At 74.6% G+C, this 25,445-nt stretch carries 17 protein-coding genes; 4 read left to right on the top strand and 13 right to left on the bottom strand.

Translation table 11 applies throughout. The annotated features are described in order from the left end of the window. Positions 1 to 23: 23 nt before the first annotated feature. Entirely contained in the window at positions 24 to 494 is a 471-nt protein-coding gene (gene soxR, locus ACMXGY_RS01930) for a redox-sensitive transcriptional activator SoxR (RefSeq protein ID WP_483775203.1), read from the bottom strand. Between the two features lie 150 nt (positions 495 to 644). Here soxR and ACMXGY_RS01925 point away from each other — a divergent pair, with 150 nt between their 5' ends. Together ACMXGY_RS01925 and ACMXGY_RS01920 are read left to right on the top strand one after the other, a co-directional pair. After that, positions 645 to 1,676, top strand: coding sequence for an alcohol dehydrogenase catalytic domain-containing protein (locus ACMXGY_RS01925; RefSeq protein ID WP_483775202.1), 1,032 nt, complete (start codon positions 645 to 647; stop codon positions 1,674 to 1,676). After that, positions 1,673 to 3,118 carry an MFS transporter gene (locus tag ACMXGY_RS01920; RefSeq protein WP_483775201.1) on the top strand — a complete coding sequence of 482 codons (1,446 nt, stop codon included), beginning with the start codon at positions 1,673 to 1,675 and terminating at the stop codon, positions 3,116 to 3,118. Before ACMXGY_RS01925 ends, ACMXGY_RS01920 begins: the two co-directional genes overlap by 4 nt. Positions 3,119 to 3,710: 592 nt before the next feature. Here the strand turns inward: ACMXGY_RS01920 and ACMXGY_RS01915 are convergent. The 9 genes from ACMXGY_RS01915 to ACMXGY_RS01875 form a co-directional block, all read right to left on the bottom strand. After that, complete coding sequence (locus ACMXGY_RS01915) at positions 3,711 to 4,574, bottom strand: sirohydrochlorin chelatase (RefSeq protein WP_483775200.1); 864 nt, start codon at positions 4,572 to 4,574, stop codon at positions 3,711 to 3,713. Next, entirely contained in the window at positions 4,571 to 5,662 is a 1,092-nt protein-coding gene (locus tag ACMXGY_RS01910; protein WP_483776765.1) for a uroporphyrinogen-III synthase, read from the bottom strand. The genes ACMXGY_RS01915 and ACMXGY_RS01910 overlap by 4 nt, the downstream gene beginning before the upstream one ends. A 71-nt stretch (positions 5,663 to 5,733) precedes the next feature. Next, on the bottom strand, positions 5,734 to 7,026 hold the full coding sequence (cobA, locus tag ACMXGY_RS01905; protein WP_483775199.1) for a uroporphyrinogen-III C-methyltransferase: 1,293 nt from the start codon (positions 7,024 to 7,026) through the stop codon (positions 5,734 to 5,736). Beyond that, positions 7,023 to 7,457: a nitrite reductase small subunit NirD gene (nirD, locus tag ACMXGY_RS01900; protein ID WP_483775198.1), complete on the bottom strand. Its 435-nt coding sequence runs from the start codon at positions 7,455 to 7,457 to the stop codon at positions 7,023 to 7,025. Before nirD ends, cobA begins: the two co-directional genes overlap by 4 nt. Then, a complete protein-coding gene (gene nirB, locus ACMXGY_RS01895) occupies positions 7,454 to 10,150 on the bottom strand; it encodes a nitrite reductase large subunit NirB (RefSeq protein ID WP_483776764.1) in 2,697 nt (898 codons plus the stop codon). Before nirB ends, nirD begins: the two co-directional genes overlap by 4 nt. A 248-nt stretch (positions 10,151 to 10,398) precedes the next feature. Then, positions 10,399 to 12,138: an FAD-dependent oxidoreductase gene (locus tag ACMXGY_RS01890; protein WP_483775197.1), complete on the bottom strand. Its 1,740-nt coding sequence runs from the start codon at positions 12,136 to 12,138 to the stop codon at positions 10,399 to 10,401. Beyond that, positions 12,135 to 14,420, bottom strand: coding sequence for a molybdopterin oxidoreductase family protein (locus tag ACMXGY_RS01885; RefSeq protein ID WP_483775196.1), 2,286 nt, complete (start codon positions 14,418 to 14,420; stop codon positions 12,135 to 12,137). Before ACMXGY_RS01885 ends, ACMXGY_RS01890 begins: the two co-directional genes overlap by 4 nt. 20 nt (positions 14,421 to 14,440) lie before the next feature. Then, positions 14,441 to 15,892 (bottom strand): MFS transporter, encoded by a 1,452-nt coding sequence (locus tag ACMXGY_RS01880; RefSeq protein ID WP_483775195.1) that lies wholly within the window; start codon positions 15,890 to 15,892, stop codon positions 14,441 to 14,443. A gap of 131 nt (positions 15,893 to 16,023) precedes the next feature. Beyond that, positions 16,024 to 16,884, bottom strand: a complete 861-nt coding sequence (locus ACMXGY_RS01875) for a helix-turn-helix transcriptional regulator (RefSeq protein WP_483775194.1) — start codon at positions 16,882 to 16,884, stop codon at positions 16,024 to 16,026. Positions 16,885 to 17,075: 191 nt separating this feature from the next. Here ACMXGY_RS01875 and ACMXGY_RS01870 point away from each other — a divergent pair, with 191 nt between their 5' ends. Further along, positions 17,076 to 19,769 carry a glycoside hydrolase family 3 C-terminal domain-containing protein gene (locus tag ACMXGY_RS01870; protein ID WP_483775193.1) on the top strand — a complete coding sequence of 898 codons (2,694 nt, stop codon included), beginning with the start codon at positions 17,076 to 17,078 and terminating at the stop codon, positions 19,767 to 19,769. A 66-nt stretch (positions 19,770 to 19,835) separates the two neighbouring features. Next, positions 19,836 to 21,770 carry an adenylyl cyclase gene (locus tag ACMXGY_RS01865; protein WP_483775192.1) on the top strand — a complete coding sequence of 645 codons (1,935 nt, stop codon included), beginning with the start codon at positions 19,836 to 19,838 and terminating at the stop codon, positions 21,768 to 21,770. Positions 21,771 to 21,798: 28 nt separating this feature from the next. On the opposite strand, the gene ACMXGY_RS01860 is transcribed toward ACMXGY_RS01865, so the two are convergent. The 3 genes from ACMXGY_RS01860 to pdhA are packed head-to-tail and all read right to left on the bottom strand — an operon-like array spanning position 21,799 to position 25,408. Beyond that, complete coding sequence (locus ACMXGY_RS01860) at positions 21,799 to 23,232, bottom strand: dihydrolipoamide acetyltransferase family protein (protein WP_483775191.1); 1,434 nt, start codon at positions 23,230 to 23,232, stop codon at positions 21,799 to 21,801. A 53-nt stretch (positions 23,233 to 23,285) separates the two neighbouring features. Continuing rightward, positions 23,286 to 24,281 (bottom strand): alpha-ketoacid dehydrogenase subunit beta, encoded by a 996-nt coding sequence (locus ACMXGY_RS01855; protein ID WP_483775190.1) that lies wholly within the window; start codon positions 24,279 to 24,281, stop codon positions 23,286 to 23,288. Continuing rightward, entirely contained in the window at positions 24,278 to 25,408 is a 1,131-nt protein-coding gene (gene pdhA, locus ACMXGY_RS01850; RefSeq protein WP_483776763.1) for a pyruvate dehydrogenase (acetyl-transferring) E1 component subunit alpha, read from the bottom strand. The genes ACMXGY_RS01855 and pdhA overlap by 4 nt, the downstream gene beginning before the upstream one ends. Between the last annotated feature and the right edge of the window lie 37 nt (positions 25,409 to 25,445).

The following is a 25,445-nucleotide window of genomic DNA, read 5'->3' as shown; positions in this document are numbered from 1 at the left end:
CGAGGTGCCCGGGGGCGCCGGCCTCAGTCCTCGATCCCCTCCACGAGCAGCGTGCGGGGGCCGGGGCCCTCGTCGGCGAGCGCGTCGTGCGGGTTGACGAGGACGCACCTGCGCAGCGACAGGCACCCGCAGCCGATGCAGTCCGTGAGGTGGTCGCGCAGTCGCGTGAGCTGCTCGATGCGCGCGTCGAGGTCGGCGTGCCACCCGGCCGAGAGCCGGTGCCAGTCCTTGGCCGTCGGGGTGCGGTCGCCCGGGAGCGTCGCGAGCGCGTCGCGGATGCGGGCGAGCGGGATGCCGACGCGCTGCGACGCGCGCACGAACGCGACCCGGCGCAGCGTCTCGCGCGCGAAGCGCCGCTGGTTGCCGCGGGTCCGGCGGCTCGTGATGAGCCCCTCGCGCTCGTAGAAGTGCAGCGCCGAGACCGCGACGCCGCTGCGCGCGGCGAGCTGCCCGACCGTGAGCTCGTCGCTCGGGGACGGGTCGTCGTCGGGCACGCGGGCTCCTCGCCGGACCGCCCGCGACGCCGGTGCGTCACGGGCACTTGACCTCAACATTTGTTGAGGTTCGACACTAGCAGGGCGCGCCCGGCCCGGGCCGCCCGCCCGTCGCCGTACCCCGGCCCAGCCATCACCGAGGAGCCCCCCGTGGACGCCATCCGCCTGCACGCGTTCGGACCGCCCGAGAACCTCGTCCTCGACCAGGTCCCCGACCCCGTCCCCGGCCCCGGACAGGTCCGCGTGGCCGTGCGCGCGCACGGCGTGCACCTGCTCGACACGACCCTGCGCCGCGGCGAGGCGGCGGGCGGCCCGCTCCCGCTCCCCGAGCTGCCCACGATCCCGGGGCGCGAGGTCGCCGGGGTCGTGGACGCCGTCGGGCCCGGCGTCGACGCCGCGTGGCGCGGTCGGCGCGTCGCCGCCCACCTCGGCGCCACCCCCGACGGCGGCGGGTACGCCCGGCTGGCGGTCGTCCCGGTCGAGGCGCTGCACCGCGTACCCGACCACGTCACCGCACCCGACGCGATCGCGATGATCGGGACCGGCCGCACCGCCGTCGGGATCCTCGACCTCGCCGAGCTCACCTCCGCCGACACGGTCGTGGTCACCGCCGCGGCGGGCGGCCTCGGCACGCTCCTCGTGCAGAGCGCCCTCGCGGCCGGGGCGCGCGTGGTCGCGCTCGCGGGCGGCCCGGAGAAGGTCGCGCTCGTCCGCTCGCTCGCCGGTGAGGCCAGCGCCGACCGGCTGTCGGCCCTCGACTACCGGACCGACGGCTGGCTCGACGAGGCGCGCGCCGCCGTCGGGCAGCACGCCCCGGCAGGCGCGACCGTCCTGCTCGACGGCGTGGGCGGCGAGCCGGGGACAGCGGCCGCCTCGCTCCTCGCGCCCGACGGACGCCTCGTGCTCTTCGGCTGGTCCTCGGGCGAGCCGAACCGCGCGGGTGACGTCGACCACGGCGCCAGGAATTCGGGGGCGGGAGCGGCACCGCGCGACGTACGGTGGGCGGTGGGACCCCAGGCCCGACCCTGGGGAGACCTGTTCGACCTGCAGGAGCGCGCGCTCGCGCTCGCGGCGGACGGGACGTGGCACGTCGTCACGCACCAGGTACCCCTCGCGGAGGCAGCGCGCGCCCACCGCGAGCTCGAAGCGCGCGCCACCACCGGAAAGGTCGTTCTCGTATGACGGCGGACCCTCGCACGGACGTCGACGCCGCGGCGCACGGCACCCCCGACGACCCCGCTGCGGGCGCGCTCTCCCCCGGCACGCAGCGCACCGTGCTCTTCGGCATGGTCGCGTTCGTGTTCCTCGGCGCGTTCGAGGCGCTCGCCGTCGCCACCGCCATGCCGACGGTCGCCGTCGAGCTCGACGGGCTCACCCTGTACACGCTCGCGTTCGCCGCGTCGCTCGCGTCGAGCGTCGTCGGCATGGTGGCGTCCGGCCGCTGGAGCGACCGCGCCGGCCCGACGACGCCCCTGTGGACGGGCATCGGGCTCTTCCTCGCCGGCCTGCTCGTCGCGGGCTTCGCGCAGGACATGCTCGTCCTCGTCGCCGGGCGCGTGCTCCAGGGCGTCGGGACCGGCCTCTACATCGTGGCGCTCTACGTGCTCGTCGCACGCGTCTTCCCCACCGACCGCCGCCCGAAGGTCTTCGCCGCGTTCGCCGCGGCCTGGGTGATCCCGTCCATCGTCGGGCCCGCGATCGCCGGGCTCGTCGTCGAGCACGTCGGCTGGCGCTGGGTCTTCCTCGCGGTGCCGGTCCTCGCCGTCCCGGCGCTGATCCTCATGCGGCCCGGCATGCGCGCCGCCCGCGACTCGTCCTCGGACGAGTCGGACAGCGAGGACGACGGCGCCGAGCCGCCGCTCGACCGGACCGCGCGCCAGGCGTCGCTCGCCTGGGCGGTCGTGGCCGCCGTCGGGATCGGGGCGCTCAACTACGCGGGCCAGCTCCGCGGCGTCGGTCTGGCCGTGCTGCTCGTCGCGGCCCTCGCCGCGGTCGCGCTCGCCGTCCCGCGTCTGCTCCCGCCGGGGACGACGCGCGCCGCGCGCGGCCTGCCGAGCGTCATCGCCATCCGCGGGCTCGTCGCCGCCGCGTTCACGGGTGCCGAGGTGCTGCTGCCGCTCCTGCTGTCGCACGAGCGCGGCCTCGCGCCGTCGCTCGCCGGGGCGATCCTCACGTTCGGTGCCGTCGGCTGGTCGACGGGGTCGTGGCTGCGCGGTCGCGCGACCTGGGGGCTCGCGCACGCCGGGTACGTCCGGCTCGGCGGGACGTTCGTCGCCCTCGGCATCGCCGGTGCGGCGCTGCTGGCCTGGACGGCCGTGCCGCCCGTCGTCGGGATGGTCGCGTGGACGTTCGCGGGCCTGGGCATGGGCATGACCCACCCGACCCTGTCGGTGCTCACGCTCGAGCTGTCGCCCGTCGCGGAGCAGGGCGCGAACTCGTCGGCCCTCCAGGTGTCCGACGCCGTCGCCGCCGCCACCGCGCTCGCCGTCACCGGCTCGCTCCTGTGGGCCCTGCACCCGACCCTCGGGCTCGCGTCGTACGTCGTGTGCTTCGGCGTCACGGTGCTCCTCGCCGCCGGCGTCGCCCTCCTCGCCCCACGAACCCGCCCCACCCTCGCGAGGTAGAACCCCGGCCCACCGAGGTAGAACCCTGGTCTGCCGAAGTAGAACGCTGGTCCGCCGAGGTAGAACCGTGGTCATGCCCGACGGCGTGTGGCTGGCTCGGGTGGTCGGGGTGGGTGGTGGTGCCGCGTCTACCATCCGCCGCTCGTTCCTCGCGGCTCCCGCCAGGCCCGTCCACGACGCGGCACCACCACCCACCCCTCCCGACGCCGTCTCACCCTGGTCTCGACCCACGACGGGCGGGTCACCTGTGCCTCGCCACGCCGGACCACGCCGGACCACGGTTCTGCCTCACGCGACCAGGGTTCTACTTCGGCAGACCGGGGTTCTACTTCGGCGAAGAGAGGTCCTCGCCGGTCGGGTTGACGCTTTCCGGGTGAGACGACCACCGAGCGGTGGGGGTGGCGTCGGATGCGAAGGGCGTCCAGCCGCGCTCGTGAACTGACGCCCGAACGCGCGAGGTGACGGCGCGGCAGCCCGAGCACCGAGGCCGCCCCTGCCGCGGACCGGCCGCAGGCCCGCGACCAGAGTTCTACTTCGGCGGACCAGGGTTCTACCTCGGCGGACCAGAGTTCTATTTCGGCAGGCCGGGGTTCTAGCTCCGGGGGGTCGGGAGGGTGGCGACGGCGGTCGCGTAGCGGTCGAGGACGATCTCGGTGAGGCGCGCGTCCGGGGCGAGGGGCGCCGTCACGACGTCGGCGCCGGCTTCCAGGACGCGGTCGTAGAAGAAGCCCGGCGCGAGGAGGTAGGCCGCGACGACGACACGCGCGCCCGGGGCGAGGGCAGTGCGCGCCGCGGCGACGGCATCGGGGACGGACGGCTTCGCCATGGCGCCGTAGCCGACGCTCACCGGACCGGGGTGCCGCTCGCGGAGGCCGGCGGCGAGCTCCTCGACGTCGCGCGCCGCGCCCGGGCGGCTCGATCCCGCGGCAGCGATCACGACGGCGTCGTCCGGACGCACGCCGGCCTCCGCGAGGCGGCCGGCGAGCAGGTCGACGAGACGGGGGTCCGGGCCGAGGGGCGTCGCGGCGGCGGCGTTCCCCGACCCGGGGCGGCGGTCCGCGACCGACTCCGCGACGTCGACGCTCACGTGGAAGCCACCGGACAGCAGCAGCGGAACCACCACCGCGTCGCGCGGACCAACCACCGGCTCGGCCTCGGGGCCACCGGGCTCACCCGCACCGCCCGTCACGACGTCCGGGACCGCGTCGGGCGCGACCACCGACGTCACGACGTCCGCGACCTCGGGCTGCTGCACGTCGACGAACGCCTCGCGCACGTCGAGGTCCGGGCGGGCGGCGCGGACGTCGTCGAGCAGCGCGCGGATCACCTCACGGCCGGTGAGGTCGTTCGTGCCGTGCGAGCAGCCGACGAGCACGGGCGGTACGCGCGCGGGCACGTCGGCGCCCGTCTCCGCGTCGGACGCCCCGGAGGGGAAGGCCAGGATCTCCGTGCTCATGCGAGCTCCAATCGGTATCCGCGCTTGACGACGGTCTTCACGAGGTCGCGGCGACCCGTCGCGTCACGCAGGCGAGCGACGGCGACCTCGGCGGCGTGCGGGTCGCGGGAGTCGCCGGGCAGGACGTCGAGCACGTCGTCGCGCGTGACGACCTCCCCGCGCCGCGCGGCGAGGAGCCGCAGCACCTCGAGGCTGCTCGGCGACAGCGGCAGCACCTCCCCGTCGAGGACGGCGACGCGGGAACGGATCTGCAGGACGCCCGCGACGGTCGTCAGCGCGAGGGTCTCGGCCTGCTCGTAGTGCGCGACGAGGGTGCGCACGAGCGCACCGAGGCGACCGCGCTCCGGCTGCAGAGGCGTGATGCCGCGGTGCTCGAGCGGCTTCGCGGTGATCGGCCCGACGGCGGCCGCGACCATGGACCCGTCCCGGAACCGCGAGACGACCAGGCGCCCGACGCCGTGCTCCTCGGCCGCGCTCAGCCACGCCTCCGCGCCGGGCGCGGACGTGAACACGACGGCGTCGATCTCCCCGACGGCGGCGGCCTCGACCGATGCGCGCAGCGCCTCGGGGTCCGGCGGCGGGCCCCAGCGGTAGACGACGAGGCTCGCGACCTCCGCGCCCGCCTCGGCGAACACGACGTCGAGGCCGTCGGCGCCGGCGCCGTGGTGCTGGACCGCGATGCGCAGGCCTGCGACGCCCTCGCCGAGCAGCACGTCGGCGATCTCCGCGGACGTCTCGGACTCCGCGACCCAGTCGGCCGTGAGCCCGGCTGCCTGGATCGCTCCGCGCGCCTTGGGCCCACGCGCGACGATCCGTGCGTCGGCGAGCACCTCGAGCAGACGGTCGGCGAGGCCGTGCGCGTCGGCGGCCTCGATCCACGACCGGAACCCGATGCCCGTCGTGACGACGACGACGTCCGGCGGGCGCTCGATCAGGTCCCGCGTCCCGGTGAGGAGCTGTTCGTCGTCGGCGTGCGGGATCATGCTCAGCGCGGGCGCGTGCCGGACCGCTGCCCCGCGGCGCTGGAGCGCGGACGCGAGCTCGCTCTTGCGGCGGTCGGCCGTGACGAGGACGGTGCAGCCCGCCATGACCTGACCGAGGGCCGGTCGGTCGCCGACCCCGCCCGTCGCGAGGTCGACCCCGCTCGCGTCGGTGCTGCTCACGCGACCGTCGCCGGGTCGAGCCGCCCCTCCGCGGCGACGTCCCCGACCACGATGATCGCCGGGGCCCGGACCCCGACCTGGGCGGCGCGCTCCACGATCTCCCCGAGCGGCGCGCGCGTCACGCGCTGGCGCGGCGTGGAGCCGCTCTCCACGATAGCGACGGGCAGCGCGGGGTCGGCCCCGGCGGCGAGCGCCTGGGCCGTGATGCGGGAGAGCTGCGAGACACCCATGAGGACCACCAGCGTAGCCGTGCGGTCGCGCACCCCGGCGAGCGCGGCGTCGTCGAGGCCCTCGTGGCCGCTGATGACGTGGAACGCCGCGACCGTCCCGCGGTGCGTGAGCGGGATGCCCGCGAGCGCCGGGACGCTCAGGGCGCTCGACACGCCCGGCACGACGTCGACCGGCACGCCCGCCACGCGGCACGCGATGACCTCCTCGCCGCCGCGGCCGTAGACGAACGGGTCGCCGCCCTTGAGTCGCACGACGTGTCGCCCGCGCTGCGCCTGCTCGACGAGGATCGCGTTGATCTCGTGCTGCGGCACGGGGTGGTTCCCGGGCGTCTTGCCGACGTCGATCACCTCGACGCCGGGGGCGAGCTCGTCGAGCACGTCGACCGGGCCGAGCCGGTCCGCGACGACGACGTCCGCCTCCGCGAGCGCGCGGCGTCCCCGGACCGTGAGCAGGTCGACCGCGCCCGGCCCGCCGCCCACGAGGGTCACGCGGCCGAGCCCGCCGACGACCGGGCGGTGGCGACGCTGGTCAGCGCCGCCCGAGCGCAGGTGCTCGGCGATCGCGTCGCGCACGGCGCGGGCGCGGCGCGGGTCGGCGCCACCGGCCGTCGCGGGGACGTCGGTGACGACGCCGACGAGCACGTCGCCGCTGTGCGTGGTGGCGGGCGTGCGGGCGGTCCCCTCGTGCGCGGCACCGGCGTTGACGCACCACGTGCGGCGCGCGGCGGCCCACGCGGCGACGTCGCGGTTGATGCCGGAGTCGTCCGTGGCGGCGAGGACGAGCCAGGCGTCCTCGACGTCGGACTCGCGGACCTCGCGCGGCGCCCAGGTGACGTGCCCGCTCAGGGGCGCGGCGCCGTCGGGCGGCGCGGCCGAGAGCAGCGGCGCGTGCAGCGACGCGGCGACGAGGTCGCGCAGGTCCTCGCAGACCTGGGGAGCGACGACGCGGACGTGCGCGCCGTCGTCGGCCATGGCCCGCGCACGGCGCGCGGCGACGGGACCGCCGCCGGCGACGAGCACGGTGCGCCCCGCAAGGTCGAGGCCGAGGAGCGTCGTCACGACGCCTCCCGAGGCCCGTCCGCCGGAGCCGTCGGCCGCGTCGCTACGTGCACGACGCCGTCGCGCACCTCGACGGGCCACGTCGCCAGGTCCGGGGCCAGGCCCTGCACGGGCACGTACCCCGCGGCCTCGAGGCACCGGCCCGTCGCGAGGTCGAAGACCTGCTTGTACATGGGTCCGGCGACGGTCGGCACTCCCCCGCGGGTCCCGACGATCCCGCGCGACATGACGTTCGCGCCGGAGTACGGGTCGCGCTGCTGCACGACGCGCACCGTGTCGTCGGGGAGCCGGAACAGCGCCACCTGGACCCCGCCGACCAGCGCGGCGGCCCCGCGCTCCACGAGCAGGTCGCGCACCAGGCACACGCGCTCCCACTCGACCCCGTCCGGACCGGACGACACCAGGGCCTGCTCTGCTGACGCGACGCTCATCGACGGACCTCCAGGGTGGTGCCGGCGATGACGACGGGGCCGGCGGGGACGGTGGCGAGACCCGCGGCGCGGGCCTCCTCCAGGGCGGCGCGCTCGTCCGCCGTCGCGGGCCGGATCTGGCCGCGCTCGGTGACGTACGCGAGGTCGGGGTCGGGCTCCGCCGGCGCGTTGACGAACGAGCCGAACCGGCGCAGCTTCTCGGGGTCCTCGAGGACCGCGCGCCACTCGTCCTCGTAGTCGCCGACGTGGCGGGACATCGCGGCGTCCAGGTCGGCGCCGATCCCGAGCGAGTCCTCGACGATCACCTCGCGGATCGCGTCGAGCCCGCCCTCGTAGTCCTCGACCCATGCGGCGGTGCGCTGCAGGCGGTCGGCGGTGCGGATGTAGTACATGAGGAAGCGGTCGATCGTGCGGATCATCGCCTCGTCGTCCAGGTCCTCCGCGAGCAGCTGCGCGTGGCGGGGCGTGAACCCGCCGTTGCCGCCGACGTACACGTTCCAGCCCTTGTCCGTCGCGATGACGCCGACGTCCTTGCCGCGCGCCTCCGCGCACTCGCGTGCGCAGCCCGAGACGCCGAGCTTGATCTTGTGCGGCGAGCGCAGGCCGCGGTAGCGCAGCTCGAGCTCGACGGCCATGCCGACCGAGTCCTGCACGCCGTAGCGGCACCACGTCGACCCGACGCACGACTTCACGGTGCGCAGCGACTTGCCGTACGCGTGCCCGGACTCGAACCCGTGCTCGACGAGCCGGCGCCAGATGTGCGGGAGCTGCTCGATGCGCGCACCGAACATGTCGATGCGCTGGCCGCCCGTGATCTTCGTGTACAGCCCGAAGTCCTTGGCGACCTGGCCGATGACGAGCAGGCCGTCGGGCGTGATCTCGCCGCCGGGGATGCGCGGGACGACGGAGTACGTGCCGTCCTTCTGCATGTTCGCCATGACGTGGTCGTTCGTGTCCTGGAGCGTCGCCTGCTCGCCCGTGAGGATGTGGCCGTTGCCGAGCGACGCGAGGATCGACGCGACCGTGGGCTTGCAGATGTCGCAGCCGCGCCCGGCGTCGCGCACCAGGACCGCGCCCTGGGTGTCGGTCACAGGCTCGGGCACGCGGCCGAACCGCCCGATGATCTCGCTGAACGTGTGCAGGTCCGCGACGCGCACGGCGTCGAAGAGCTGGGCTCGGGACAGCTCGAAGTGCTCGCACAGCGCGTTCGAGACCTCGACGCCCGCCCGGGCGAGCTCGGTCGTCGTGATCTTCTTGACGAGCGGGAGGCACGAGCCGCACGACGTCCCGGCGCGCGTGCACGCCTTGACCCCCGCGAGGTCGGTGCACTCGTGCTCGGTGACGGCGGCGCGGATCGTGCCCGCGCTGACGTTGTTGCACGAGCAGACCGTCGCGTCGTCGGGCAGCTCGAGCGCCGGCGCCCCCTGCGCGCCGGCCCCCTCCGGGAGGAGGAACAGACCCGGGTCACCGGGCAGCTCCGCCCCGAGCATCGGGCGCAGCGACGCGTACGGCGTCGCGTCGCCGACGAACACGCCGCCGAGCAGCGTGCGTGCGTCGTCGGAGAGCACGAGCTTCTTGTAGACGCCCGCGACCGGGTCGGCCCAGACGAGCTCCATCGCGCCCTCGGTGCGGCCGAACGCGTCGCCGAAGCTCGCGACGTCGACGCCCTGCAGCTTGAGCTTCGTCGCGGTGTCCGCGCCGGGGAACGTCGCCTCGCCGCCGAGCAGCCGGTCCGCGACGACCTCCGCCATCGCGTAGCCCGGCGCGACGAGGCCGATGCAGCGGCCCTCGATGCACGCGACCTCGCCCACGGCCCACACGTGCTCGTCGGCCGTGCGGCACGCGAGGTCGACGACGGCGCCGCCGCGCTCCCCGACCTCCAGGCCGGCCGCCCGCGCGAGCTCGTCGCGCGGCCGCACGCCCGTCGCGACGACGACGACGTCGACGTCGAGCCGCCCGCCGTCCGCGAAGTCGAGCCGGCCCACGTGGCCGGTCTTGCGCGAGACCTTCATCTCCTTGGTGCCCGTGTTGCAACGCACCGCGATGCCCATGCCGTTGATGAGCCGCTTGAGCGCCTCGCCGCCGCCCAGGTCGATCTGCGCGTCCATCATGTGCGTGCCGAACTGGATGACCGTGGCCTGCGCGCCGAGCGCCTTGAGCGCGCCCGCCGCCTCGAGGCCGAGCAGGCCGCCACCGATGACGGCGCCGCGCACCGGGCGCTCCCAGCCGCCCTCGGTGGTCGCGTTGCGCCGCTTCTCCTCGACCCAGCCGCGCAGCGCCGCGACGTCGTCGATCGTGCGGTAGACGAACACACCCGGCAGGTCGTTGCCTGGGATGGGCGGCATCGCCGCGTTGGAGCCGGTCGCGAGGACGAGCTCGTCGTACGCGTGCACGCGGCCCAGCCGGTCCGTCACCGTCTTCGCCTCGCGGTCGATCGACGTCACCGCGCAGTCGCGGTGCAGCGTGACCAGCGGGTCGTCCCACAGGGCCGGGTCGCCGAGCGTGAGCTCCTCGGCGTCGCGCGCGGAGAAGTAGCTCGTCAGCGCGACGCGGTCGTACGGCTTGCGCGGCTCCTCCGCGAAGAGCGAGACGCGCCACGTGCCGTCGGTGTCGCGGGCGCGCAGGGCCTCGACGAGGCGCTGCGCGACCATGCCGCCGCCGACGACGACGAGGTGCCGGGGTGCTGACGGCACAGCGGGCACGGCGGACGCGCTCTGCTCGCGGGCGGGATCGGTCTGAGGTCCGGTCACGTCGGGCTCCTGGGGTCGATCGGGGGCGGGAAGCCACCCTTCCGGCAGGTGCCCGGACGGTGCCGGGGACGCCTGGCGGAGAAGGCACGATCGACGCTACGGACGGGCCGTTTCGCGACCGTGCCCCGTCCGTTGCCCGGCCGTAACGGTCTCCTCACCCGGGCGCCGCGCGCCGTGTGAGAACACGCCGCTCAGGAGGCGCTGACGCCCTGGGTGGCGTCGACCGCCTGCTCCGGGTCCGCCTTGGCGAGCCAGTCGACGAGCCCGCACACGACGTCCTTGCAGCCGCCGCACCCGGTCGTCGCGCGCGTGGCCCGCGCGACGTCGTCGACGCTGCGGGCGCCGTCGTGCCAGCAGCCCACGACGTCGCCCTTCGTCACGCCGTTGCACGTGCACACCGTCGTGCGGTCGGGCATGTGCGTCGGGGACGACGCCGGGGCCGGGGCCTGCGCGACGGGCCGCAGCAGGAGATGGGCCGGGTCCGCCGGGACGGGGACGCGCCGCGTGTAGGTCGCGGTGAGGTCGGCACCGACGTCCGGTGCGCCGACGCACGTCGCGCCGACCAGCAGCCCGTCCGCGACGACGACCTCGACGTGGCGGCCGGAGACCGGGTCGCTGAGGGTCACGGAGCGGTGGCCCGGGTCGGTCGCCCTCCGCGCGCCGCACACGCCCATCGTCACGATCTCGAGCCCTGCGGCCTTGACGCGCACGACGTCGGTCCCGGCCGCCGCGGGCCGCGGCCCGTCAGCAGCCGGGCCGTCAGCACCCGAGGCCCGGGTGACCCGAGGTTCTGGCACGAGCGGGCGCGCCACGACGTTCATGGCCAGGCGGAGCGCCATGCTCGGACGGTCGGGGTCGACGCCGAGCCGGACGTGCGGTCGGCCCGGCACCCGCTCCGGCACCGGGCTCGACTCCACGGCGACCGCGCCGGGGCGCCCGATGATCGCGGCGAACGACCGGGCGAGCGCCTCGGCGAGCCGACGCGACTGGTCCCAGCCCTGCGCGATCAGCCCGGTGCCGCCCTCGGGCGGCTGCGCGCAGTCGCCGATCGCGAAGACGCGGGGGTCGTCGGGGCTCGCGAGGTCGTCGCCGACGACGACGCCCCGGTCGACCGTGAGCGCCGCGCTGCGAGCGAGCCCGGTCTCGGGCACCGTGCCGCACGCGAGGACCACGAGGTCCGTCTCGACGTCCACGAGGCGGGTCGCGCCGTCGTCGCCCGGCACCCGGAGGGCCACGCCGCGCACGTGGCCGCCCTGGACGGCCACGCCCTCCGTGCGGGCGTTCGTCCAGGTGCGGACCCCCAGACCCGCGAGGGACCGGGCCACCACACCCCCCGCCGCCGCGTCGAGCTGGCGGTCCATGAGGCTCTCGCCGCCGTGCACGACGCTCACCGCGACGCCACGCCGGGCGAGACCGCACGCGACCTCCAGGCCGAGGACGCCCGCGCCCACGACGACGGCGTGCCGCGCGTTGACCGACGCGGCGACGATCTCGCGCGCGTCGTCGAGCGTGCGCAGGGCGTGCACGCCGCGAGGCAGCTCGGCTCGGTCGGTGAGCCCCGGGACCCCCGGGACGCGCGCCGCGGCTCCGGTCGCGAGGACGACGACGTCGTACGGGTAGGCGCCGTCGGCCGTCACGACACGGCGCGCGGCGCGGTCGATCGCGATGGCCTCCGTGCCTCGCCGCACCGTCACGCGCGGGTCGTCGGCACCGGGCAGGCCGATCGCGGCGACGTCGACCTTCCCGGCGACGACCTCGCTGAGCAGCACGCGGTTGTACGACTCGTACTCCTCGGCGCCGAGCACGGTCACGTCGAGGTCCCGCGCGTCGTCGCCCGTGCCGACGTGCGCGAGCAGGTCCTGCGCGAACCGGGCGCCGACCATGCCGTTGCCGACGACGACGACACGCGTCCCGGCTGTGGTCGTGCTCATACGAGCACCTCCTGTCGTGGAGCACTCTCGGTCGCGGGGCGCACGTCCACCGCGCACACCTTGAACTCCGGCATGCCGGAGATCGGGTCGGTCGCGTCGGTCGTGACGCGGTTGACGCTCCCGGCACCGCTCCAGTGGAACGGGACGAAGACGGTGTCGGGCCGGATCCGGTCGGTCCAGCGCGCGGCCGCCTCCATCTCACCGCGGGCGGACGTGAGGCGGACCAGGTCGCCGTCGGCGATCCCGAGGCGGAACCCGAGGACCGGGTGCATCTCGACGAACGGCGCGGGCACGAGACGGTCCAGCTCGGGCACCCGACGCGTCTGCGCGCCCGACTGGTAGTGCTGCAGGACGCGGCCGGTCACGAGGTAGACCGGCGCGTCGGGGCGGACGTCGTCGCTCGGTCCGACGTGGTCGACGGCCACCATGCGCGCGCGACCGTCGGGTGTCGGGAAGGTGTCGAGGAACATCCGAGGCGTCCCGGGGTGGAGCCCGACCCTGTCAGGGCGAGGTGCCGCGTCGATGTCCTGAGGTGCCGGCACGACCGCGGGGACGGGCCAGAACAGGCCCGGGCCGCCGTCGTCCTCGTCCGCGTCGAGCCGCGCGTGGCTGAGCCCCGAGTAGTCCGCGACGCCGCCGGCCGACGCCCGCGCGAGCTCGTCGAACACGACGGCGGGGTCGGTCGGGAACGGGACGTCCGAGCCGAGCCGGCGTGCCAGCTCGGCGAGGATCCACAGCTCGGAGCGCGCCTCGCCCGGCGGGTCGAGCGCACGACGGCGGCGGATGACGCGGCCCTCGAGCGACGTCATCGTGCCCTCCTCCTCCGCCCACTGCGTCACGGGCAGCACGACGTCCGCGAGGAGCGCCGTCTCGGACGGCACGAGGTCGCACACGACAAGCAGGTCGAGCGCCCGCAGGCCGTCCACGACGCGGTCCGCGTTGGGCGCGCTCACGACGACGTTCGAGCCGTGCACGAGCAGTGCGCGCGGCCCGTCCCCGGTACCGCCGGGCGACGCCGCGGTGCCGAGCGACCGCAGCAGCTTCACCGCGGGCATCCCCGGCCCGGGGATCGATCCCGCGTCCACGCCCCACACGGCCGCGACGTGCGCGCGCGCCGCCGGGTCGTCGATCTTGCGGTAGCCCGGGAGCTGGTCGGCCTTCTGCCCGTGCTCGCGACCCCCCTGCCCGTTGCCCTGGCCCGTGATCGCGCCGTACCCCGACCCGACGCGGCCCGGCAGGCCGAGCGCGAGCGCGAGGTTGATGGTCGCCGTGACGGTCGCCGTGCCCTGTGACGACTGCTCGACGCCGCGCCCCGTGAGCAGGTACGCGCCCGCACCCCCGCGGGACGGCGACGCCGCGGCGAGCAGTCGCGCCACGTGCCGCAGCCGCTCGGCCGGGACGCCGCACACGGTCTCGGCCCGCTCTGGCCACCACGCCATGACGGAGCGCCGGACGTCGTCGAACCCGGTGGTCCGCGCCGCGACGTACTCCTCGTCGACCAGCCCTTCGACGACGACGACGTGCAGCAGCGCAAGCAGCACCACGAGGTCCGTCCCGGGAACGGGCTGCAGGTGCAGGCCCTCGCCGCCGTCCTCGGGGTCTCCCGTGAGCGCCGCGGTCGCACTGCGGCGCGGGTCCACGACGACGAGCCCGCCGCGCGAGCGCACGCCCGCGAGGTGCTGGACCGACGGCGGCATCGTCTCGGCGAGGTTGGAGCCGAGCAGGAGCACGGCGTCGGCCCCGCCGAGGTCGGCGAGCGGGAACGGGAGCCCCCGGTCCGCGCCGAACGCGCGGTTCGCCCCCGCGGCGGCCGACGCCATGCAGAAGCGCCCGTTGTAGTCGATGTTCGCCGTGCGCAGCACCGTCCGCGCGAACTTGCCGAGGGCGTACGCCTTCTCGTTCGTCAGCCCGCCGCCGCCGAACACCGCGACAGCGTCACGCCCGTGCTCGGCCTGGGTGCGGGCGATCCCCGAGGCGACGACCTCCAGCGCCGCGTCCCACGAGGCTGGCTGCAGCTCGCCGTCGGGCCCGCGCAGCAGGGGCGTCGTGATCCGGTCGGTCGCGCGCAGGACCGTGGCGCTCGTCCACCCCTTCTGGCACAGACCGCCCTTGTTGGTCGGGAAGTCGCGCGGCGAGACCTCGACGGGAACCGCCGACGCGGGGTCGCGCGGCGCGAGCGACATGCCGCACTGGAGCGCGCAGTAGGGGCAGTGGGTGCGGGCGGGTGCCGCGCCGGGGGCCTCAGAGGTCCCCGGCGCGGCAGTCGTGGTGGCGGTCGCCATGCTGTGTCCTCGGCCGTCCGTCAGATCCGGGCGGCGGCGAGCGCCGAGCCCTTGCGCAGGTACACGGCCCACGCGACGACCGCCATGACGAGGTACACGCCGATGAACGTCCACAGCGCGGGCACGAGCGACCCGGCGAGGCTCGTCGACGCGGCAAATCCGCGCGGGATGAGGAACCCGCCGAAGGCCCCGATCGCACCGGCGATGCCGATGCAGCCGGCCGCTGCCTTGCGAGCCGCCGCGCGGGCCTCGTCGAGCGCGGTGGCGTCGACCGCCGTCGTGCCGTCGAGCGTGCCGCCCGGGACGGCGCTCGCCTGGAAGACGGCCGGGATCATGCGGTAGGTGGACCCGTTGCCGATGCCGGTCGCGACGAACAGGACGAGGAACGACCCGAAGAACAGGCCGAAGCTGTGCGACTGGAGCGCCTGGATCGCGCCGAACGCGCCCAGCGCCATGACCCCGTACGAGGCGATCGTGACCCGGGTGCCGCCGACGCGGTCGGCGATCACGCCGCCGAGGGGGCGCGTGACCGAGCCGACGAGGGCGCCGAGGAACGCGATCGAGAGCGTCATCTCGGGGAACTGGCCCTTGAGCAGCATCGGGAACGCCCCGGCGTAGCCGATGAACGACCCGAACGTGCCGATGTAGAGGAACGAGATGATCCACGTGTGCTTGTTGCGCGTCGCCGCGGCGAACGAGCGCGGGTCGGCCTTCGCCGTCGACAGGTTGTCCATGAAGCGCCACGCGAGGAACGCCGCGAGCACGATGAACGGGATCATCATGAGGCCCGCGCGCTCGAGCGCGATGCCCGCGCCGGCGACGATGACGAGCGGCACCGCGAGCTGGACCGCCGCCGTGCCGAGGTTGCCGCCCGCGGCGTTGAGGCCGAGCGCCTTGCCCTTCTCCTTCTCCGGGTAGAAGAAGGAGATGTTCGCCATCGACGACGCGAAGTTGCCGCCGCCGAAGCCCGCGAGCGCCGCCGCGCCGAGCATGAGCCCGAACGGCGTCTCCGGGTTCTGCACGACGACCGCCAGCGCGGTCGTGGGCAGCAGGAGCAGCAGCGCGGACACGACGGTCCAATTGCGTCCGCCGAAGATCGGCACCGCGAACGTGTACGGGATGCGCAGCGTCGCGCCGACGAGGCTCGGCACCGCGATGAGCCAGAACTGCTGGTCCACCGTCAGAGCGAACCCGGCGGCCGGGAGCTGCGGCACGACGATCGACCACAGCGCCCAGACGGCGAACCCGAGGAACTCCGCGAACACCGAGATCCACAGGTTGCGGGACGCGACCTTGCGGCCGCCGTCGCGCCAGAACGTCGGGTCCTCCGGGTCCCAGCGGTCGATCCACCGCCCGGAGCGGTGGTGCGGGGCGGTCGTCGTCGTGGTGGGCGCGACGACGGTCGCGGCGCCGGACGGGTGCTGCGCGGACTGCTCACCCTCGTGGGTGGTGGGGCTCGTGGGCGCGGACATGGCGGCTCCTTCAGCAGGTCCCGGTCGGTACCGAGGACGCTAGGAACACCGTGTTTCACCGGCGCGCGACGGTCGTTAAGCCCGTGTGAGGTCTTCCGCACAGGGGTGGTCACTGCCGTGTGAGGGCCCCGTCACCCCGCAGCGGACCCGCCGGGCCCGCCCGTCCGCTCCGCGAGCGCCTCGAGCCGCCGCTCCGACGCCGACCCGTGGGTCGCGGAGTGGACCACGACGTGCTGCCCCGGATCGTCCGGGACGGAGAGCGAGTTCACGTCGAGCGTGAGGTGTCCGACGACAGGATGGCGGATCTCCCGTGTCCCCGAGGCGTCCCCGACGACCTCGTGGGCGGCCCACCGGGTGCGGAACTCGGGGCTGCGCGACGCCAGCTCTCTGACGAGGGTGCCGAGGGTGACGTCGTGCGGGTTGCGGCCCCGGCCGTTCCGCAGGAGCGAGGCCGCGAGGTCCGCGACCGTCGGCCAGTCCCCCCAGAACTCCCGCGCGCCGTCGTCGAGGAAGATGAAGCGCGCGAGGTTCACGGGAGCCCCGGGCCCGGCGTAGAGCGGCAGGTACAGCGCCCGTCCCAAGGCGTTGGCGGCGAGCATGTCGAGCCTGTCGTCGAGCACGCAGCACGGCAGCGTCGTGGCGTCGAGGAGTCGTCGGACGAACGGCGGGACCGCGGCGGGCGCCGTCGTCGGCCGCTCCCCGACCGTCCCGCTGCGCGACCACCGGAGCAGGTCGGCCAGGTGCGCGCGCTCCGCGCCGTCCAGCTGGAGGGCACGCCCGACGCCCGCCATGACGGACGAGGACACCGACGGCACGGTCCCGCGTTCCAGGCGTCGGTAGTAGCCGGTGCTGATGCCCGCGAGGTCGGCCACCTCGCCGCGGCGCAGCCCGGCGACCCGTCGGGCGCCGCCCGTCTCCGGGAGGCCTGCCCGAGCCGGCGTGACGCGGGCCCGACGCGACGTCAGGAACTCGCGCAGCTCCTCGTTGCGCATCTTCTCGATGCTAGCCAGCCCTCGGCCGCTCGCCCGAGGGCAACCGGGGGTCACAACTTGGTACCCCCGGGAGGGCTTGCCGCACGCCCGGCGCCCGGGTGTCGTGGCAGGTGTTGGGTCCGTGGAGAACCTGCGAAGGTCGACGGCGACCTCGCGGCCACGGGACCCGTCCTCGAAGGGGAGGGCTCGTCATGGGTGTGCTGAACAAGGATCGTGCTCGTCGGCGTGGGGCCGGTGCCGTCGTGGCGCTCGCGGCCGCAGCGCTCGTCGTCCCGCTGGCCGGGCCGGCGCAGGCCGCGACGGCGGACCCGCCGTGGATGAACACCGCGCTGTCACCCGACCAGCGCGCGGTCCTGCTCCTGGAGGCGATGACGCTCGAGGAGAAGGTCGAGCTGATGTCCGGGGACCAGGGCGCCGCGCCGGCAGCGTTCTACAACGCTCCCATCGAGCGGCTGGGCATCCCCGAGCTGAGCATGGCCGACGCCACCGCGGGCATCGCCTCCAGGGGCTGGGTGCTCCCGGAGACGGGAGACCGGGCGACAGCCATGCCGGCCACGCTCGCCCTTGCCGCGACCTGGGACCCTGAACGGGCCCGGGACTACGCGGGCGTCGTGGGCGACGAGTCGAGACAGACCGGGCACGAGGTGCTGCTCGGCCCCAACGCCGACCCGACGCGCAACCCCTTCTGGGGGCGCCAGGCCGAGTCGACGGGCGAGGACCCGGAGCTCAGCTCCTCCATCGTCGTGCCGTACGTGCAGGAGATCCAGGCGCGCAACGTCATCGCCAACCTCAAGCACTACACCGCGTACACCCAGGAGACCTTCCGCGGCGGTCTGCAGAACGTCGTCGTGGACGAGCGCACGCTCCGCGAGGTCCACACGGCCCCGTACGAGGCTGCGGTCCGCGACGCCGACCTGGGCTCGGTCATGTGCTCGTTCAACAAGATCAACGGCGTCTACGCCTGTGAGAGCGAGCTCGCCCTGAACGAGATCCTGCGCGAGCAGATCGGGTTCACGGGGTTCGTCCTCACCGACTTCGGGGCGATCCACTCGACGGTGCCCTCGATCGTCGCGGGCACCGACATGGAGACCGGGACGCGGTCGTTCTACGGCGACGCGCTGCTCGCCGCCGTCAACGAGGGCCAGGTCCCTGAGGTGCTCGTCGACCGCGCCGTGCTGCGGATCCTGCGCACGATGTTCGCGATCGGCATCTTCGACAACGACTACACCCCGACGGCGATCCCCGTCGAGGAGCACGGTGCCGTCGCTCGCGAGGTGCAGGAGGACGCGATCACCCTGCTCAAGAACGACGGTGCGCTCCCCCTGGACCCCGCGGCGGTCGGTTCCGTCGCCGTCGTCGGCGCGGACGCCACCATCCCGTCCGCCCTGGGCGGTTCGGCGTACGTCCAGGCGACCTACGAGGTCTCGCTGCTCGACGCGATGCGCGACCGGGCACGGGAGACCGGTGCGGAGGTGCGCTACGCGCAGGGCAACGACCCGGTCAGCGCGGCGAACATGATCGAGACCGCGGACATGACGGCCGTACCGTCGTCGGTCCTGCGGCCGGAGCGCGGGATCGGCGACGGCCTCACCGCCCGGTACTTCGCGAACGCGACCTGGTCGGGCGCCGTCGGGCTGACCCGCACCGAGGCGCAGGCCTCGTACGACGTCGGGTTCACCGGGGGCGGTCCGGCCTTCGCGTCCCTGTACGGGTCGCAGGTGCCGGCGACCCCGACCCTCGCCGGGCTGGAGCCGGCGCAGAACGGGGAGCAGTCGGTCCGCTGGACGGGCGAGCTCGTGGCGCCCAGCACCGGCGAGTACGTGCTCGGCGCCACCGGGTGGGGCGACGCCCGGGTCTGGCTGGACGGCGAGCTCGTCATCGACATGACGGGTGCCGACGGTCGTCGGGACGTCCGCTCCGCGGCCCTGGCGCTCGAGGCGGGACAGGCCTACGACCTGCGGGTCGACTACTCCCAGACCCGGCCGCTCGTCGGGCTGCAGCCCGGCACGTTCCTGCTGCAGTGGTCGACGCCCGACGACGCCCTGCCGCCGTCCGTCGTCGAGGCGGCCGAGGCCGCCGCGGCGTCCGACGTGGCGGTCGTCTACGTGCGCACCTACGAGACGGAGGAGCGGGACATGGTCTCGCTCAAGCTGCCGCAGAACGCCGAACAGCTCGTCCGCCAGGTCGCGGCCGCGAACCCGCGGACGGTCGTCGTGGTGGCGTCGGGGTCCGGCGTGACCATGCCGTGGGCGGACGCGGTCCCGGCGGTGCTGCAGAACTTCTACGGCGGTCAGGAGGAGGGCAACGCGCTCGCCTCGATCCTGTTCGGCGACGAGGACCCGTCCGGCCACCTGCCCGTCTCCTACCCCCGCAGCGAGGAGGAGCTGCCGCTCGCCGTCCAGAACCCCTGGCTCGACGACCCGGACGTGGAGTTCTCCGAGGGCGTGAACATCGGCTACCGCGGCTACCTCGCGGCGAACGTCGAGCCGATGTGGGCCTTCGGCCACGGCCTGTCCTACACGGAGTTCAGCCTGGACCGGCTGCGGGTCGGCAACAACATCCGGGCGACCGGCGGCAACGACACCGTCGACGTGCGGGCACGCCTGCGGAACGTCGGTGACCGGACCGGCACCGAGGTCGTCCAGGTCTACCTCGGACCGCTGCCCGGGGTCGACTCCCCCGAGCTCAAGCTCGCGGGCTACGCCAAGGTCGAGCTGGAGGCGGGCCGTCGGGAGCAGGTCCGCGTCGAGCTGGACCGGCGCGACTTCTCGTACTGGGACGCCGAGGCGGACGAGTGGGTCACCCCCACCGGCCAGGTGCCCGTGTACGTCGGTCGCTCGGCCGTGGACGTCGAGCTCGCCGGGGCGGTACGCGTCCGGCGCTGATGCCGTCCCGTGCTGCCCCCCGGGCCCGACGGCCCGGGGGGCAGCGCGGTCACCGGAGGGAGGGTCGTGGACAGGGTCGACACCGCGCGACGACGGCTCCTCGTCGGCGCCTCGGCAGGGTTCGCCGTCGGGGTCGTCGTGGGCGTGGTCGGCACGGTGCTGGTCGTGGACCGGCCCTCCCCCGGCGGGGCACCCGCGGCCGAGGTCACGGCGCCGCTCCGCGAGGTGAGCCCCACCCACCCGGACCTCGGGCCCGGCGTGGTGGTCCTGTCGCCGTCGATGACGGTGCCCGAGATCCACGCCCTGGTCGACGGCATCACCGCTCGGCAGACGGACGACGAGATGGGCACCGGACGGTACGCCGTCCTCCTCGAGCCCGGCACGTACGGCGCCGACGGCGTTCCGCTGCAGCTCACGGTCGGCTACTACACCGAGATCGCGGGGCTCGGCGCGTCCCCCGGGGACGTCGTGGTCGACGGCAAGATCGAGGTGTTCAACCGCTGCCTGGCGGACGAGGGGACGTCGAACTGCATCGCGCTCGTGAACTTCTGGCGCACGCTCGCCAACCTCACGCTCGACGTCGACGGCACGGGCCAGGACGAGTGCCGACGGTCGGCCAACACCTGGGCGGTCTCGCAGGCGGTCTCGATCCGACGCGTCGACGTCCTGAGCGGCGACGGCCGGCCACCGCTGGCCCTCACGGACACCTGCACCGCCGGTCCGCAGTACGGGAGCGGCGGCTTCATCGCCGACTCGAGGGCGGGCGAGGTCGTCAACGGGGCGCAGCAGCAGTGGTTCACGCGGAACAGCGTCGTGGGGAGCTGGAGCAACGCCGTCTGGAACCAGGTCTTCGCCGGGGTCGAAGGAGCACCCGACGACTCCGGCTACCCCGACCCCGCGTACACGACGCTCGACCGGACGCCCGTCAGTCGCGAGAAGCCGTACCTCTTCGTCGACGCCGAGGGCCGCTACCAGGTGCGCGTCCCCGCGGCGCAGCGAAACTCGTCGGGCGTCTCCTGGGCCGACGGCCCGACCCCTGGCCGGACGATCCCGATCACCGACTTCTTCGTCGCCCGGCCCACCGACTCCGTCGCCACGATGAACGAGGCGCTCTCCCAGGGTCGGCACCTCCTCCTCACGCCCGGCGTGTACGACGTCGCGGAGAGCCTCTCCGTCGAACGGCCCGACACGGTCGTCCTCGGGATCGGGCACCCGACGCTCACGGCCGTCGAGGGGTCCACACCCCTGGTCGTGGCGGACGTCCCCGGGGTCGTGCTGGCCGGCCTCACGGTCGACGCGGGCGAGGTCCCGTCGCCCGTCCTGCTCCGGGTCGGCTCGGCCGCGGAGGACGCCGCGAGGGTCGGCGACCCCGAGAACCCCACCACGCTGAGCGACGTCTACCTCCGCGTGGGCGGCCCGCACCCCGGGAGCACCGACGTGGCGCTGGAGATCAACGCTGACCACGTACTCGTCGACCACGCCTGGGTGTGGCGCGCCGACCACGGCACGGAGGGGTTCGACGACGACGGTCGGTGGGCCACCAACGTCGGGCTCCGGGGAGTCGTCGTGCACGGGGACCACGTCACCGCGACCGGCTTGTTCGTCGAGCACTTCCAGGAGCACAACACCGTCTGGGACGGCGAGGACGGCACGACGGTCTTCTACCAGAACGAGCTGCCCTACGACCCGCCGGACCAGGGCGCCTGGATGGACGGCGACGTCGAGGGCTGGGCCGGCTACGCGGTCGGCGACGACGTCCGCCGCCACGTGCTGCACGGCGGCGGCGTGTACGCCGCCAACCTCAACGAGCCCTCGATCCACACGGAGAACGGCTTCGAGGTGCCGCAGACCCCCGGGGTGCGGCTGCACCACGTCGCGACGGTCAGCCTCGGGGCAGGCACGATCGACCACGTCGTCGACGGCGTCGGAGACCCGGCGGAGCCGTCGAGGGCCGGGCGACCGGTCTACGTCGAGAGCTTCCCCTCGCCCGGCGTCCCGTGACGCGGCCCGGACGACCCGACGTCCGGCGTCAGCCCCAGACCAGGCCGTGGGCCGGGTCCTCGAGGACCTTCGCGACGTCGGCGAGGAACCGTGCGCCGAGCTCGCCGTCGACGAGGCGGTGGTCGATGCTCAGGGCGAGCTGCGTGATCCAGCGCTTCCTGATCTTGCCCTTGTGGACCCACGGCTGCTCGCGAATCGCGCCGAACGCGAGGATCGCGGCCTCGCCGGGGTTGAGGATCGGGGTGCCGGTGTCGGTGCCGAACACGCCGACGTTGGTGATAGTGATGGTCCCGTCGCTCATGGCCTTCGGAGTCGTGCGGCCGGCGCGCGCGGTCGCCGTGAGGTCGGCGATCTCGCCCGCGAGGCCGTGCAGGTCGAGGCGGTGCGCGTCCTTGATGTTCGGCACGACGAGCCCGCGCGGCGTCGCCGCGGCGATCCCGAGGTTCACGTAGTGCTTGTAGACGATCTCCTGCGCGGCCTCGTCCCAGCTCGCGTTGATCTCCGGGTGGCGGCGCACCGCGAGGAGCAGCGCCTTGGCCGTGACGAGCAGCGGGGTGACGCGCACGTCGGCGAACTCGCGGTCCTCGCGGAGCGTCCGCACGAGCTTCATGGTGCGCGTGACGTCGACGGTCTGGAACACCGTGACGTGCGGTGCGGTGAAGGCGCTCGCGACCATCGCCTCTGCGGTGCGCTTGCGCACGGACTTCACGGGTACGCGGGTCTGGCGGCCGTCCGCCGTCACGCCGCCGGGCGCGAGCCACGGCTGGTCGTCGTCGGCGTACGTCGCGAGCGGCTTCGCCTGCGCCTGCTCGTGGTGCGCCTGGACGTCCTCGCGCGTGACGATCCCGCCCGGCCCTGTCCCCGCGACGCTCGCGAGGTCCACGCCGAGGTCCTTGGCGAGCTTGCGCACCGGCGGCTTCGCGAGCACCGGCAGGTGCACGTGCCCGACGGCGGGGCTCGCCGCCGCGGGCGCGCTCACCGGGGGCGCAGCTGCCGGTGCCGGCGGGGCCGCAGGAGCCGAGGCGGCGGGAGCCGGCGTCGCGGCGTGGCGACGGCGGCGGGTCGTGCCCGGCTCGACGGTGCCGTACCCGACGAGCACCGAGCCGGAGCCGCCCGACTCCGTCGACGCAGGAGGTCCGGCGGACGCCTCGGCCGCAGCGACGCCGTCGGGCACGACGCCTGCCGGCGCCTCGGGCGCCGCCGGTGCCGAACCCGAGGGGTCGGTGTCCACCACGATGATCGGCACGCCGACCTCGACCGTCGTGCCCTCGGGCGTGAGGATCTCGGTGACGACGCCGGTGTATGGCGAGGGGAGCTCGACGAGCGACTTGGCCGTCTCGATCTCGACGATCGTCTGGTTGACCGTCACGGCGTCGCCGACCGCGACGTGCCAGTGCACGATCTCGGCCTCGGTGAGGCCCTCGCCCGCGTCGGGGAGGTTGAACTTCTCGAAGGTGGGCACTGCGTGGTCCTCCTGGTGGTCCCGGTCGTCCCGCTCGGCGTCGACGCGCGGCGTCAGAACGCGAACGCGCGGTCGACGGCGTCGAGCACGCGGTCGAGGCTCGGCAGGTAGTCGTGCTCGATCTTGGCGACGGGGTAGGGCGTGTGGAACCCGCCGACGCGCAGCACGGGCGCCTCGAGCGAGTAGAAGCACTCCTCGGTCACGCGCGCCGCGACCTCGGCCCCGGAGCCCAGGTAGGTCGGGGCCTCGTGGACGACGACGCAGCGCCCGGTGCGGCGCACCGACTCCACCACGGTCGCGGTGTCGAGCGGGGAGATCGACCGCAGGTCGACGACCTCGATGCTCCGCCCCTCCTGCTCGGCCGCCGCGGCGACGCGCAGCGCGGTCGCGACGGTCGGGCCGTAGGCGACGAGCGTGAGGTCCGTGCCCGGGCGCACGACCCGCGCGCGGTCGAGCACGGTCGCGCCCTCGCCGCGGCCCGCGACCTCGACGGGACCCTTCTCCCAGTAGCGGCCCTTCGGCTCGAAGAACAGCACGGGGTCCGGCGAGGCGATGGCCTCCTGGATCATCGTGTACGCGTCCTGGGGCGTCGACGGCGACACGACGCGCAGCCCGGCCGTGTGCGCGAACAGCGCCTCGGGGCTCTCGCTGTGGTGCTCGACGGCGCCGATCCCGCCGCCGTACGGCACGCGGATGACGACGGGCACCTGCAGCTTCCCGCCGGAGCGGTAGCCCATCTTGGCGAGCTGCGTCGTGATCTGGTCGTAGGCCGGGAAGATGAACCCGTCGAACTGGATCTCGCACACCGGCCGGTAGCCGCGCAGCGCCAGGCCGATCGCCGTGCCGAGGATGCCGGACTCGGCGAGCGGGGTGTCGACGACGCGGTCCTCGCCGAAGTCCTTCTGCAGCCCGTCGGTGACGCGGAACACGCCACCCAGGGCACCGATGTCCTCGCCCATGAGAAGGACCTTCTGGTCCGCCTCGAGCGACCGGCGCAGGCCCTCGTTGATCGCGCGCGCCAGGGTCAACGTCTTGGTCGTCTCGCTCATCGGGCGCCCTCCTCGGCGAACGACTGCTCGTACTCGGCGAACCACGCCTTCTCGCGCTCGACGACCGCGTTCGGTGTCGCGTACACGTGCTCGAACATGCTCGACGGCGCGGGCGCGGCCAGCGCGCGGGTCTCGGTGCGCAGGCGCTCGCCGAGCGCGTCGGCCTCTGCCGCGACCGCGACGGCGAACGCGTCGTCCCACGAGCCCTCGGCGCGCATCAGGTTCTCGAGCCGATCGATCGGGTCGCGCCGGCGCCAGTACTCCTCCTGCGCCCGCGAGCGGTACTTCGTCGGGTCGTCCGACGTCGTGTGCGCGCCCATGCGGTAGGTGAACGCCTCGACGAACGTCGGACCGCCGCCCGTGCGCGCCCGCTCGAGCGCCTCGGCCGTCACGGCGTAGCACGCGAGGACGTCGTTGCCGTCGACGCGCACGCTCGGGATGCCGAAGCCACCGCCGCGACGGTAGAGCGGGACCCGCGTCTGCTTCGACGTGGGCTCGGAGATCGCCCACTGGTTGTTCTGGCAGAAGAACACGACGGGCGCGTTGTTCACGGCCGCGAACACGAGGGCCTCGCTCACGTCGCCCTGCGACGTCGCGCCGTCGCCGAAGTACGCGACGACGGCCGTGTCGCGCTCCGGGTCGCCCGACCCGACGAGGCCGTCGCGCTGGACGCCCATCGCGTACCCGGTCGCGTGCAGCGCGTGCGACCCGATGACGAGCGTGTACAGGTGCACGTTGTGCTCCGTCGGGTCCCACCCGCCGTGGTCGACGCCGCGGAAGAGCCGCAGGCGCGCCGTCGGGTCGATGCCGCGCACGTGCGAGACGCCGTGCTCGCGGTAGGAGGGGAAGACGTAGTCCTGCGGGGCGAGCGCACGACCGGAGCCGATCTGGGCGCCCTCCTGGCCCTTCGCCTGGGCGTAGAGGCCGAGCTCGCCCTGGCGCTGGAGCGACGTCGCCTCGTCGTCGAAGCGGCGCGTCAGCACCATGTCGCGGTACAGGCCGCGCAGCGCCTCCGCGTCCAGGTGCGCGACGCGTTCGCGGTAGCCGTCCGTCTCGGGCGTGGTGACCCGCGCGCCCGCCGGCGTCACCAGCTGGAGCAGGGGCGCGTCGTCGGGCCCGCCCGCCATGTCCGGCAGGTCGGGGGGCGTGCTGGCGTTCCTCGCG

Source organism: Cellulosimicrobium sp. G4 BAM 1002 (genome assembly GCF_057126935.1).
The sequence above is the reverse complement of the archived record's forward strand: the minus strand, read 5'-3'. Positions and strand labels throughout refer to the sequence as shown.